Origin of the sequence: Pseudomonas sp. 11/12A (assembly GCF_000800055.1) — a bacterium.
Taxonomy (GTDB): domain Bacteria; phylum Pseudomonadota; class Gammaproteobacteria; order Pseudomonadales; family Pseudomonadaceae; genus Aquipseudomonas; species Aquipseudomonas mohnii.
In genome coordinates this window covers 2,951,388-2,963,939 of record NZ_JUGV01000001.1, presented here as the reverse complement: position 1 = coordinate 2,963,939, position 12,552 = coordinate 2,951,388, and the positions used below count along the sequence as shown (strand labels likewise).

Genomic DNA, 12,552 nt, shown 5'->3' with positions numbered 1-12,552 from the left:
GGGCTCAGTTCGAGATCACCGAAACGGTGCGCACGGTGCCTTGGGACGAGGTGATGGTGGCTGTCGGGTTCGCCGACGGAATCACCGTGGTGGTGTTGTTCACCGTCAGCCTCCAGCGACCGGTCACCGGCACAGTGGTAGTGCCCAGGGTTTGCAGCCCGGTCGGGGTGCTGACCTGAATGGTGATGGTGTTGCCGGTGGTCACCGATGAGGTACCCGCGAAGTCCCAGGTGAAGCGGTTATTGGAACGGGCGGACACCGTGGCCGTGGTCACCGTGAAGGTTTCCGCGGCAGGCCGTGGCGAGACTTGCACCGTGACCGTGGCCGGTGTCGTCGACACAGCACCGAAGCTGTCCCGGGCGAAGTAGCTGAAGGTCGTGGTGAAGGCCGTGGTGACTGTGGCCGGTGGGGTGTAGGTCAGGACCGTGCCATTACTGGTGACGGTGCCGCGACCTGTCGGTGGTTGGGTGAAACTGGCGATGGCGAGCGGCACGTTGCCTTCCGGATCGGTGTCGTTGGCCAGCACGCTGATCGGGATCGCCACACCCAGGGTTGCGACGCTGTCGGCGACGGCTACCGGAGGCTGGTTGGGCGCCACGGTAATGGTCACTGTCGCAGGATTGGTCGAGGCCAGGCCTTTGACGTCTTGCGCCTTGTAGGTGAAGGTCGTGGTCAGTGGTGCATTGACCACGGCTGGCGGGGTGTAGGTGACGGCAGTCGATCCGCTCTGCGCCACCGTGCCCTGGCCGGCGGCCGGTTGAGTGAGCGCAGTGATGCTCAGTGGTACGTTGCCATCCGGGTCGTTGTCGTTGGCCAGCAGGTTGAGGGTGATCGGCACGCCGAAGCTGGTGCTCGCGCTGTCGGCCACGGCGATCGGCGCCTGGTTCTCGCCACTGTCCGGTGCGGTGCCGACCACCACAACAGGTTCGGTGTCGCTGCCGCCGGCGGCGGATTTGACGGTGACCCTGGCGGGTGGTTGCGGCAGATCCGCCACCGTCAGGCGTTGCAGGGTGCCGGACTTCGACAGGCGGCCATAGCCTTGAGCGACCATGTCCGGCACCGCCACTTCGTCAGAGGATGTCGCCTCGATCAGCAGGCTGTGATTGCTCCAGTTGTAGCGAGCGGTCTGGATTTTCACCAGGTCATTGAGCTTGCTCGATACGGCGGTCGGGCGAGTGGTGCCGGTTGGATCGGTGGCGGTCAGCACCACCACCGCAGGCACGGGGCCGTTGAACAGACGATGGCCGAAGAACAGACCCGTACCGTCGCCGGTCAGGTTGGTCAGGCAGGGGGTTGGCGGTGGGCCAGGTACCAGGGCGACGGTTTCGCGAAAGCACAGCGTGGAGCTGTTGTCGGCCTTGCCGAAGACTTCGACCCGGGTGCTGGTGCCGGTGCCCGACGAGGTTCGGCGGTAAGTGGCGCGGTTGAGTTCCACCGCTGTTTGCGCCCGGTTATCGAGGACCTTGCCGGACACGGTGAAGAGGTTGGTCTCGATGGTCCCGGCGGGGCCCTGGATGCGCACGAAGTTGGTGTTGTTGGGGCTGCCGGTGACTTGTTCGGTGAGGTTAGGGTCGCCGACGAAGGTCTCGACGGTCCCGGTGTCCGGGTTCACTTCGGTGTAAGGGCCGTTGACGCTGCGCAGGAAGGGTCCGATCGCGCCGTTCAATGCCCCGTTGAAAACCCCCGGTGCCCCGACGCCGATGTCCCGGGTAATGTTGATGGCGCGCCGACCGGGCGTGGTGACATTGACCGTTTCGACACCATAGGGATGGGTGATGGTGTAGGTGCCGGCCACAGGCACGTTAATCCGCATGCGGATCCGCGCAAAGCTGATTTGATCGCCATCGAGCGGGCTGCCCCCGGCGAATGCCGCTTCTATGCCCGCCACATACGCATCCATCCCATAGCCTGCGGCGTTGTTGGGAATGGTGGCGTCGGCGATGAACCAGAACGCTTCGTCTGGCCAGTTGTCCGGGAACACCATCGGCAGGGTGTCGTCGAAAATACCGGGTGTCGGCAGCAGGGTGCACATGTAGGCCGGTGGTGTGGCGGCCGCCACCCGCGAGCTCACGGCCCGGGACTGGCACAGTTCCATCGACAGCAGGTTGTTGTCCTGATACCAGATCGGGAATTTCCCCGTGGCAAAGGTATAAGGGCCGGGGTCAACGGCGGCGAGTTGCGCGAAAGCGCTGCCGGACAGCGATAGAGTCAGTCCCAGGGCATTGAGCGCCAGGCGTGGCAATTTGTTCATGATGCCTCCTGATGAGGATCTGGCCATGTGAGCGTTCATTGCACGATGACCACTTCTTCGGTATCGCTGCCGCCATTGGATGACGTCACCTGAACCTTGGCCGGCGGAATCGGTGAGATCCCGGTGGACAGGGTTTTCACTGCACCTTCGCCACTCAAGGCCCCGATGGTTGCACCGCCTGCGGATGTGGCGGTGAGTACGGGCGGCGATGTTTCATCGCTGGTGGAGGCGACCACGGTGATTTGCCCGGTGCTCAGGCTGTACTCGGCGCGTGAAATCACCACCAGGTCAGTCAGGGGGACGGGCAATGTGGTCGGTGTACTGCTGGGGATGGCCAGGTGATTGTCGGCGGTCACCTGCAGGGTGCTGGGCAACGTCGGGTTGGTTGCGGACTGGGCGTACCAACTGCCGGTGGTGTCGGCCTCGGTCAGGTTGAGCACCGGGTTGTTGCTGTCCAGGGTCACCTTGGCGGGCGGCGGCGGGGCCAGCACGAAAACGTCCTGCTGGGCCACGGGCGCACTGGCGCCGGCCGTGCGCGAGTAGGTGCTGCGCTGGGCGATCATCGGGGTCGGCCGGACCACCGTCGACAACTTGCCGGAGATGGCCATCACTGTCGTGCGCAGATCCAGCCCGTTGGGGCCTTCAATGCGGATGTAGTTGGTATTGAACGGGCTGCCGGTGAAGGCTTCCACCAGGTTCGGGTCGCCGACGAATTGCTCGGCGGAACCGGTGACCGGGTTGGTTTCGGTGTAGGGACCATTGACGCTGCGCAGGAACGGCCCGACGTCACCTTTGAGCGCGCCGTCGTAAGTCTTCGGCGCGCCGATCCCGATGTCCCGGGTCATGTTGATCGCCCGGCGGCCGGGGGTGTCGACGTTGAAGACTTCGACGCCATAGGGGTGGGTGATGACGTAGGTGCCCGCGGTGGGCACGTCGACGCGAATGCGGATGCGGGCAAAGCTGATCTGGTCCCCTTCGACCGGGTCGCCACCACTGAAGGCAGCTTCGACGGCACTGACGTACGTCAGGTTGACGCCGCGAGCGGCATCGACGATTGAGCCGTCACCGGTGAACCAGAACGCTTCATCGGGGAAGTTGCTCGGGAAGACCACCGGTTGCGCATCGTCGAAGATCCCGGGAGCCGGCAGCAGACTGCACATGTAGGTGGGAGCTCCGGGCGCACTCGGTACTCGCGAACTGACAGCCTTGGACAGGCACAAATCGAGCGTCCGGCCATGGGTGTCCTGGTACCAGGAGGCGAAGGAGCCGATGGCCGGTAAGTAGGGCCCGGGGTCTACGGCAAACAGCGCTGCCTGGGCGATGCCCTGGGCCAGGGCGGTCACAACCAGGGCGGTCGCGGTTTTGGACAGTAAAGGGTGCATGTGTATTCCCTCTATCAGAGTACCTGCCCCTTGGGGATGGGTCAGTTGACAGGGCTTCGGCAACTTCCATACCAACCGCTGGAAATGCCCCTCAGAAGCCCGAGCCAAAGGCTTGCGCGGTGCAAGCGAGGGCGTTGACCCGATCTCGGGAACGGGCCTCTTTCCCCAGCATTGGGGGTAGGTGGGGATAGCGGCATGGGTGGGGAAGGGCGGGGGGGAATCAAGCCCAATGTCGGGCAAACTGCCATTAGTGGGCTATAAATCCTGTAGGGGTTTTGTCGGAAAAACGTCCATGACCACGCAGGCAAAAACACTGGCGTCCGAGAAGGGCGACATCCGCTTGAGCAGGCGCAAGCAGCCGTTCAATCTGCTGCGCTGGTTTTCGTTCATCAGCCTGGTGGTGATCGGCACGGTGGCAGTGGCGTTGGGGTCGGTATCGACCAGGTTCGTGATTACCGAAAGCGTGCAGCGCGATGCGTTATTGACCTCGCAGTTCCTGACCGCGATTGCCTCGGCCGAGGTGCGCCATGTGTCGATCCCCAACGTGCGGACCATGGGCGAATTGCTCGACCCGCGCAAAGACCGCGACTTTCCCGACGTCGACCCGATGGCCCGGGCCAATGCCCGCGGTGAATTCCTCGACCACATTTCGCACTTGCCCGACGTGATCCTGGCCAACGTCTATGCCCCCGACCGCATGGTGATCTGGTCGACCAACCCGGCGTTGATGGGCACCACCATTCATGCCGATGAAGACCTGGATCGGGCCTTCGACTCAATGATTCCGGTATCGGCCAGCTATCACGATGTGGACAATACCCGCATGGAACAGAAGTTCGTGACGCCACCGGAATACATCTTCATCGAGAACTACATTCCGCTGTTCGATGCCGATGGCGACAAGGTCACCGCGATGGTCGAGATCTATAAAGAGCCTCAGGACCTGATCAATCGCATGGAGCGCGGCCTGGTATTGATCTGGCTGGCCACGGCCCTGGGCGGCGGCATTATTTACCTGGGGTTGTACTGGATTGTGCGGCGCGCGGCGATTCTGCTGGCGCAGCAGCAAAAGCAGTTGATCACCAACGAAACCTTTGTCGCCCTGGGCGAGATGTCGTCGGCGGTCGCCCACAGTTTGCGCAACCCGCTGGCGACCATTCGCTCAAGCGCCGAGTTGGCCCTGGAGTTCGACAGTGGGCCTGCGCACAAGAACATCAATGACATCATCGGTCAGGTCGACCGGATGTCGAAGTGGGTGCGCGAGTTGCTGCAATCCTTGCGACCGCTGAGTGACGAGGCCGAGCCGGTGAACCTGGTGGCCACGCTGCATGACACGCTCGGCGCTTATGAACAGCAGATCGCCAAGGCCCGGGTCAATGTCGTGTTCGAGCCCAAGGACACGCCGATGGTGTTGAGCCAACCGATACAGCTGACGCAGATCCTCAACAGTTTGCTGGCCAATGCCCTGGAAGCCATGGACGAGGGCGGTACGCTGACCATCACCCTGGAGCCGATCGACTCCCGTAGCGTTTGTGTGGTGATCAGCGATACCGGTAAAGGCATGAACGAAGAACAGCGCGCCATGGCCTTCCGACCGTTCTTCACCACCAAGCGCGGCGGGCTTGGCGTCGGGCTGGTGTTGGTCAAGCGCATCATGGAGCGTTTTGGCGGGGCTGTGGCGCTGGACAGTCGCGAAGGCGAGGGTACGCGTGTCCGTCTGTCGTTCAAGTTGATTCCCTGAAAATGGGGGCGAACTTTCCCCGCTAGCGGGTGTCATTCCCCAGTCGTTTTTCAAGTCATGGCGAAATGATGTTGGTAAGCCATTGTTTCATTGAGTATTAATCCTTTTGTATAACGCTGTTACAAATTTGGCGAGTTATTTGCAAAACCCCCATCACCCCCTTCACGCATACGAGGCGGCTGGTGATGGACAGAAAAGCGCGGTATCCCTTCAAGTGGTTTGGCCTGGCGCCCTTGAGCGTCCTCCTCTCAATGACACTCAGCACAGGGACGCTGCGCGCTAGCCCCATAGACGACGAGCGACAGCCCGAACCGACTGACCCTTCTGCTTATTACGATGAACCGGCGGACGAGCCGGCCGCGTTGAACGCCATCCTCACCATGCCGGAGGCCAACAAGGATTCCTTCGATTTGCCCGACGGGGTCAAAGGCACGCGTGACTCCACGCGGGTAGAAAACATTCTGCCGCCCACGGTGCAGACCAGTTTCAACTACCCCACCAATGGCAAGCCGAGCCCGTTGTTTGGTGCCCAACCGTTCACGCAGCAACTGGTGCTGTTCGAGGAATTCGGTCCGGAAAAACTCGACCCCACCACGCCTGCGGCGCCCTTGCCGTTTCCACCGGCGGCCATTGGCCCGTTGCCGCAACAAGACCCCACCAATGCGGCCCGCAGTGCGCCACCCAGCGCGGCGCTCGATGCCTTCATGCGCCAACCGGGGTTGACGCCGTTTCCCAGTCAGTACGCCAACGTGGTGGACCGCAACCCATGGCAGGCGCAGATCGAGTATTTCCTCAACCGTCGCATCGGTTCGTCGGCTGAAGGTCGGCCGCCAGGAAAGGGCTGGTCGCATCAGCGCTGGAACGAGTTCTACCCGCAGATGGCCTACAAGACCGTGCAGACCGGTGCGCGGGTCAACAGCGGCTGGCGTGACAGTCGTCAGATGCACGGCTATGCCGTCGGTGAGTTCGGCCCCGGTGGCCTCTATCACAACGTCGCCGGTGTGCCGGCAACGGATGGCACCGCCAAGGGCGTCGATGCGCGCTTTCACCCGGCCATGCCCGTGCAGAACCACAACTCGGTGTGGACCTTCGACGGCACCCTGCCGCCCAAATTGTTGATGGTGCGTTACGGCCAACCGGTGCTGATGCGCCACTACAACGGCTTGCCCATCGACCCGTCGGCGAACATGGGGTTTGGCTTGCACACCATCAGCACCCACGAACACAACGGTCACGCGCCGGCGGAAAGCGACGGCTATGCCAACGCGTTTTTCTTCCCGGGTCAGTATTACGACTATCGCTGGCCGATCCAGCTGGCAGGCTATGACAGCATCAACACCGACGCCCATGACCCACGCGCGGCATTCCCCTGCGCACCGGGTGAAACCCTGTGGACCAACGACGTCAATCCCAGCCGCAAGACTTGCGAAAACGGCACGATCAAGATCCGTGGCGACTGGCGCGAAACCATGAGCACCCACTGGTTCCACGACCACATGCTCGATTTCACCGCGCAGAACGTCTACAAGGGCAACGCGGCGATGATGAACTACTACAGCGCCCTGGATCGCGGCAACGAATCGGTGAACGATGGCGTCAACCTGCGATTCCCCAGCGGCAGCGCCTTGCCGTGGGGTAACCGCGACTACGACGTCAACCTGGTGTTCGCCGACAAGGCCTGGGATCAGAACGGTCAGCTGTGGTTCAACCCGTTCAACACCGACGGCTTTATCGGTGACCAGGTGCTGGTCAACTGGCAATGGAAACCGAGCCTGGATGTGCGTGCCCGCAGCTACCGCTTCCGCATGCTCAACGGCTCGGTATCGCGTTACTACAAGTTTGCGCTGGTGCGTGAAATCAAGGGCACCAGCGGCGAGTTCCAGGGGCCCAAGGGGTCGGGTGTGTCCTATGCCCGCGTGCCGTTCCACATGATTGCCAACGACGGCAACATCATGGAGCACAGCGTGCCTTTCGACGGCACCATGGACCTCGACGCCGACGGCGATAAACAGAACCACAACGCAATCCTGCCCACCCAGGGCATTGCCGAGCGCTTCGACATCATCGTCAACTTCGCGAAAAACGGCATCAAGCCAGGGGACAAGATTTTCTTCGTCAACCTGCTGGTGCACGACGATGGCAAAGGCCCGAAAGAACCGGTCTCCCTGGCCGACGTGCTGTCCGAGAAATACCTGGCGGTGATCAAGCAAACCAGCAAGGGACCGCAATGGGACAAGGGCGATCCGGCGGTGGGCAAGGTGTTGCAACTCAACGTCAAACCCTACACCGGTCAGGACCTGGCCATGGACCCGGCGCTGTACGAGCCGGCCAAACCGGGCAAGGCTGAAGGCCTGGTGATGATCCCGCTGAAGATCCACCGCGACAACGCTGCCGACAAGGCGTTGCTGGCCAAGGCCCGTCACCGCACCTTTGTCTTCGGTCGGTCCGACGGCACTGATGAAGCACCGTGGACGGTCAAGACCGATGGCGGCTTCGGCTTCCACATGGACCCTCGTCGCTTGAACGCATCGACCCAGTTGGCCAGCGGCCCCACCGATGCCGGGGCAGCCGGTTTCGGCACCCTGGAAGTGTGGAACATCAAGGCCGGCGGTACAGGCTGGAGTCACCCGGTGCATGTGCATTTCGAGGAAGGGATCATCCTCAGTCGCGGCGGCAAGGCGCCACCGGAATGGGAGAAATGGGCACGCAAGGACGTGTACCGCATCGGCTCGGAAAAGGATGGCCTGGACAACGTGGAAATGGCGATCAACTTCCGCGAATTCGCCGGGACCTACATGGAGCACTGTCACAACACCCAGCATGAGGACAACTCGATGCTGCTGCGTTGGGACATTGAGAAGCCCGGGCAATTCCAGCTGATGCCGACACCGCTGCCCAGCTGGGACGGCGTGCGCTACGTGAACTCCGCCGCGTTGCCAACCTTCCGCACGGGCGATGGTTTGGGCCCACAAGTGACCGTTAAACCATGAACCGGGAGGGTGTCGACATGAAGTGGCAAACACCACGCTCACGAGACTGGGGCATGCACCTGGTGCTGGTATTGGCGACCTGCGTGCTGGCCAGCCAGTTGCTGGTCGCCGGCCAGTCGCCGTCGACACCCGCCCCCCTGCCGACAGCGGCTGACACGGCGGTCGCCGACTCCGCCACTCCCTGGGGTGGCGACTATTTCCCCAACACCCTGCTGACCAACCAGGACGGTCGGCAGGTGCGTTTTTTCGATGACCTGATCAAGGGCAAAGTGGTGGTGATCAACTTCATCTTCACCTCCTGCAGCGACTCGTGTCCGCTGGAAACCGCGCGTTTGCGCCAGGTGCAGAAATTGCTCGGCGACCGGGTCGGCAAGGACGTTTTTTTCTATTCCATCAGCATTGATCCCCTGAGCGATACACCCGCCGTGCTCAAGGCTTATGCGCGACGCTTTCAGGTCGGGCCAGGGTGGCAGTTCCTCACCGGGGAATTCGCCGATGTCACCGAGTTGCGGCAAAAACTGGGCTTGTTCATCGAAGGTGTCGATAACGGGCGCAGCAAGGATCACAACCTGAGCCTGATTGTCGGCAACCAGCAAACCGGGCGCTGGATGAAAGCGTCGCCGTTCGAAAACCCGTGGATTCTGGCCGATCAACTGGCCAACACCTTGCAGAACTGGAAGCAACCGAGCATTGAGCAGAGCTACGCCGACGCCCCGCCCATCCGGCCGCCGAGCAATGGCGAAGAACTGTTTCGCACCCGCTGCGCGTCGTGTCACAGCCTTGGCCCGCTGGACGGGCAGGGCATCGGCATGCGCAGCATTGGCCCCGATCTGGTCGGCGTGACCCGACAACGTGATCCGGCCTGGCTCAACCGCTGGATTCGCGAGCCGGACCGCATGCTCGCGGAAAAAGACCCCATCGCCCTGGAGCTGTTCGAACGCTTCGACAAGATACCGATGCCCAACCTGCGCATGGACGAGCATTCGGCGCAGTCCATCATCGACTTCCTCCAGGAAGAAACCGACCGTCAGCATCCGGTCGCGGCGTCGTTGGCTACCCGCGCAGAAGAGCCGGAACATCGTCATGCCATCGCGCTGCCCGGCAAGGCACCCGATAAGACCCTGGCGCAATAGTGGCGAAATACTTTCATTGGGCAGCCTATCTCGATCAATGCCACCTACACTGATTCGGAACATGGCTAAGAAGACTTGTTTCAAGTATCCAGGACAGTTCCATGCAGATACTAGAACAACAAAAAACACCTGCGCCTGATACACCGGCCGCACCCGGCAAGGGCTGGCGTCCGGCCTTCAATCTGGTGCGCTGGTTTTCCCTGGCCAGCTTTTTCATCATTGCTGCGGTGGCCCTGGGGCTGGGTTATGTCTCCACGCGCTTCGTGGTCGAAGAGAGCATCGAGCGCGATTCGATGCTCACCGCCCAATTCATTCAGGCCATTGGTGACGCAGAAATTCGCCATGCCGGGATCACCACGACCAGGACCATGGGCGAAATGCTCGACCCGCGGCTGGACAACGCCTACCCCGACGTCAGTCCCGGTTCTCGGGCCGCTGCCCGCATAGAGTTTCTCGACCATGTCGAGCACCTGCCGGACTGTCTGTTGGCGGTGGTGTATGCACTGGATCGCACCGTGGTCTGGTCGACCAACCCGGAAATGATCGGCATGCGCGTCGAAGGCGACGAGGAGCTGGACGAGTCCTTCGAAATGAAGGAGACGGTGTCCACCAGCTACCACGAAATCGATGAGGAGCGTCCCGAGCAAAAACTGCTGCGCGAACCCGAGTATTTGTTCGTCGAGAACTACATCCCGATGTTCAACGCCGACAAAAGCAAAGTGATTGCCATGGTGGAAATCTACAAGGAGCCAGTCGATCTGGTGGCGCGCATTCAGCGTGGATTCAAGGCGATCTGGCTGGCGACCCTGCTCGGTGGCGCGGCCATTTACCTGGGGCTGTTCTGGATCGTGCGGCGGGCGGCCATGCTGCTGCAGAGTCAGCAGAAACAACTGATCGCCAACGAGACGTTTGTCGCCCTGGGGGAAATGTCCTCGGCGGTCGCCCACAGTTTGCGTAACCCGCTGGCGAACATCCGCTCCAGCGCGGAACTGGCCCAGGAAATCGCCAGCCAGACCGCGCAGAAAAACATCGGCGACATCATCAGCCAGGTCGATCGCATGTCACGCTGGGTCCGCGAGTTGCTGGTGTCGTTGCGCCCGGTGAATGACGACGATGAAAACGTCGATCTGGTGTTGGCCGTCGACGACGCCCTGAGCGCCTTCGACCCCTTGATCAAACGCTCGAATGTCGAAGTGCGCTTCACGCCCAAGAGTGTTCCACCGGTCGTCAGCCAACAGGTGCTGCTGACGCAAATTCTCAATAGCCTGTTCGCCAATGCGCTGGAAGCCATGCCCAAGGGCGGCGTGTTGAGCATCGATGTCGAATCGACGTCGCCCGGGCAGGTGAGTCTGATGATCAATGACACCGGCAAGGGCATGACCCGGCAACAACAACAATTGGTCTTCAAGCCGTTCTTCACGACCAAACAAGGGGGACTTGGCGTTGGCCTTGCCCTGGTCAAAAGAATCATGGAGCGCTTTGAAGGCTCGGTCGAACTGACCAGCCAGGAGCAGGAAGGAACCCGCGTCCGTCTCAATTTTAAAGTGGCAACGGGAGGGGAATATGGAGCACAGCATATTGCTGGTCGAGGATGATGAACTCCTCGCCGAGAATATTCAGACCTACCTGGAGCGCAAGGACTTCGAGGTGACTGTCTGCCACTCGGCGGAAGACGCGCTGGAGCAACTGGGAACCTTCGTTCCCGACGTCGTGCTGACCGACAACTCCTTGCCGGGCATGAGCGGTCACGACCTGATCCAGAGATTGCGCATCAGCGCGCCGGATCTGAAAGTGATCATGATGACGGGCTACGGTAATGTCGAAGACGCCGTGGTGGCGATGAAAGAAGGCGCATTCCATTACGTGACCAAACCGGTGGCCTTGCCAGAGCTCAAGCTGCTGCTGGACAAGGCCCTGGCCACCGATCGGATGGAGCGCACGCTGTCGTTCTACCAGGAACGCGAAGCGCAGAAATCAGGGGTGCAGGCACTGATCGGTGAATCGGCACCGATGGCTTACCTCAAGGGCACCATCAGCCAGTTGCTCGACGCCGAACGCCGCATGACCAACTCCGATCTGCCACCGGTACTGGTGGAAGGCGAAACCGGCACCGGCAAGGAGCTGGTGGCCCGGGCCCTGCATTTCGACGGTCCGCGGGCCAAAGGTCCGTTCATCGAATTCAACTGCGCCTCGATTCCGTCCAACCTGGTGGAGTCGGAGTTGTTCGGTCACGAGAAGGGTGCGTTCACCGACGCCAAGGACCGTCGCCTCGGCCTGGTCGAAGCGGCCGATGGCGGCACGCTGTTTCTCGATGAGATCGGTGAAATGGACCTGCTGCTGCAGGCCAAGCTGCTGAAGCTGCTGGAGGACCGGACGATTCGCCGGGTCGGTTCGGTCAAGGAGCGCAAAGTCGATCTGCGGGTGATCAGCGCCACCAACTGCAACCTTGAACAAATGGTCCAGCAGGGCAAGTTCCGCCGCGACCTGTTTTTCCGTCTGCGTATCATCTCGATCAAGGTGCCGCGCCTGTATGCCAGGGGGGAAGACATTCTGTTGCTGGCCCGCCACTTTCTGGCGACTCATGGCAAACGCTATGGCAAGCCACACCTGCATTTCAGTGATCAGGCCGAAGAATTGATGCTCAATTACAGCTGGCCCGGCAACGTGCGCGAGTTGCGCAACATGCTCGAGCAAACTGTGTTGCTGGCCCAGAGCGACACCATCGCCGCCCATCAGCTGAATGTCTGCCTGAGCCTGATGGACGAGCCGCCGATGTTTCAGCACGAGCCGCCCCCCAGCGAGCCACGTCCGTCCTATAACGGCACCGAGTCGATGAACCTGCCGGAAGTGGAGCGCGACATGGTGCGCAAAATGCTCGACAAGACCGACTGGAACGTCACCAAGTCCGCGCGCCTGTTGGGCCTGAGCCGCGACATGCTGCGTTACCGGATCGAAAAACTCGGCCTCGCTCGCCCGGACAAGCGTCAGTGGTAGTAGGGGGGGGGGGCAGCTTCAAGGGGGCAGCTTCAAGCTTCAAGCTCCAAGCTTGAGGCTT

The 12,552-nt window shown here is 61.5% G+C and carries 7 protein-coding genes; 5 read left to right on the top strand and 2 right to left on the bottom strand.

The genetic code is table 11. The features are described 5' to 3' along the window. Positions 1-4 precede the first annotated feature (4 nt). Entirely contained in the window at positions 5-2,251 is a 2,247-nt protein-coding gene (locus GQ39_RS13615; RefSeq protein WP_047530650.1) for an Ig-like domain-containing protein, read from the bottom strand. A 35-nt stretch (positions 2,252-2,286) separates the two neighbouring features. Then, on the bottom strand, positions 2,287-3,633 hold the full coding sequence (locus GQ39_RS13610) for a hypothetical protein (protein ID WP_047530648.1): 1,347 nt from the start codon (positions 3,631-3,633) through the stop codon (positions 2,287-2,289). Positions 3,634-3,925: 292 nt separating this feature from the next. On the opposite strand from GQ39_RS13610, the gene GQ39_RS13605 reads away from it, so the two are divergent. The 5 genes from GQ39_RS13605 (at position 3,926) to GQ39_RS13585 (ending at position 12,491) form a co-directional block, all read left to right on the top strand. After that, a complete protein-coding gene (locus GQ39_RS13605; RefSeq protein ID WP_047530646.1) occupies positions 3,926-5,374 on the top strand; it encodes an ATP-binding protein in 1,449 nt (482 codons plus the stop codon). Positions 5,375-5,559: 185 nt separating this feature from the next. Then, positions 5,560-8,364: a multicopper oxidase domain-containing protein gene (locus GQ39_RS13600; RefSeq protein ID WP_047530644.1), complete on the top strand. Its 2,805-nt coding sequence runs from the start codon at positions 5,560-5,562 to the stop codon at positions 8,362-8,364. After that, positions 8,361-9,497, top strand: a complete 1,137-nt coding sequence (locus GQ39_RS13595) for an SCO family protein (RefSeq protein WP_081997909.1) — start codon at positions 8,361-8,363, stop codon at positions 9,495-9,497. Before GQ39_RS13600 ends, GQ39_RS13595 begins: the two co-directional genes overlap by 4 nt. 101 nt (positions 9,498-9,598) lie before the next feature. Further along, a complete protein-coding gene (locus GQ39_RS13590; RefSeq protein WP_047530639.1) occupies positions 9,599-11,092 on the top strand; it encodes a sensor histidine kinase in 1,494 nt (497 codons plus the stop codon). Continuing rightward, positions 11,061-12,491, top strand: coding sequence for a sigma-54-dependent transcriptional regulator (locus tag GQ39_RS13585; RefSeq protein WP_047530637.1), 1,431 nt, complete (start codon positions 11,061-11,063; stop codon positions 12,489-12,491). Before GQ39_RS13590 ends, GQ39_RS13585 begins: the two co-directional genes overlap by 32 nt. The last annotated feature ends 61 nt before the right edge of the window (positions 12,492-12,552 follow it).

Excerpts from the sequence above, each read along its gene's own strand:
- GQ39_RS13585 (WP_047530637.1), top strand. The coding sequence starts at position 11,061 with ATGGAGCACAGCATATTGCTGGTCGAGGATGATGAACTCCTCGCCGAG.
- GQ39_RS13600 (WP_047530644.1), top strand. The coding sequence starts at position 5,560 with ATGGACAGAAAAGCGCGGTATCCCTTCAAGTGGTTTGGCCTGGCGCCC.
- GQ39_RS13590 (WP_047530639.1), top strand. The coding sequence starts at position 9,599 with ATGCAGATACTAGAACAACAAAAAACACCTGCGCCTGATACACCGGCC.
- GQ39_RS13595 (WP_081997909.1), top strand. The coding sequence starts at position 8,361 with ATGAACCGGGAGGGTGTCGACATGAAGTGGCAAACACCACGCTCACGA.
- GQ39_RS13610 (WP_047530648.1), bottom strand. The coding sequence starts at position 3,633 with ATGCACCCTTTACTGTCCAAAACCGCGACCGCCCTGGTTGTGACCGCC.
- GQ39_RS13615 (WP_047530650.1), bottom strand. The coding sequence starts at position 2,251 with ATGAACAAATTGCCACGCCTGGCGCTCAATGCCCTGGGACTGACTCTA.
- GQ39_RS13605 (WP_047530646.1), top strand. The coding sequence starts at position 3,926 with ATGACCACGCAGGCAAAAACACTGGCGTCCGAGAAGGGCGACATCCGC.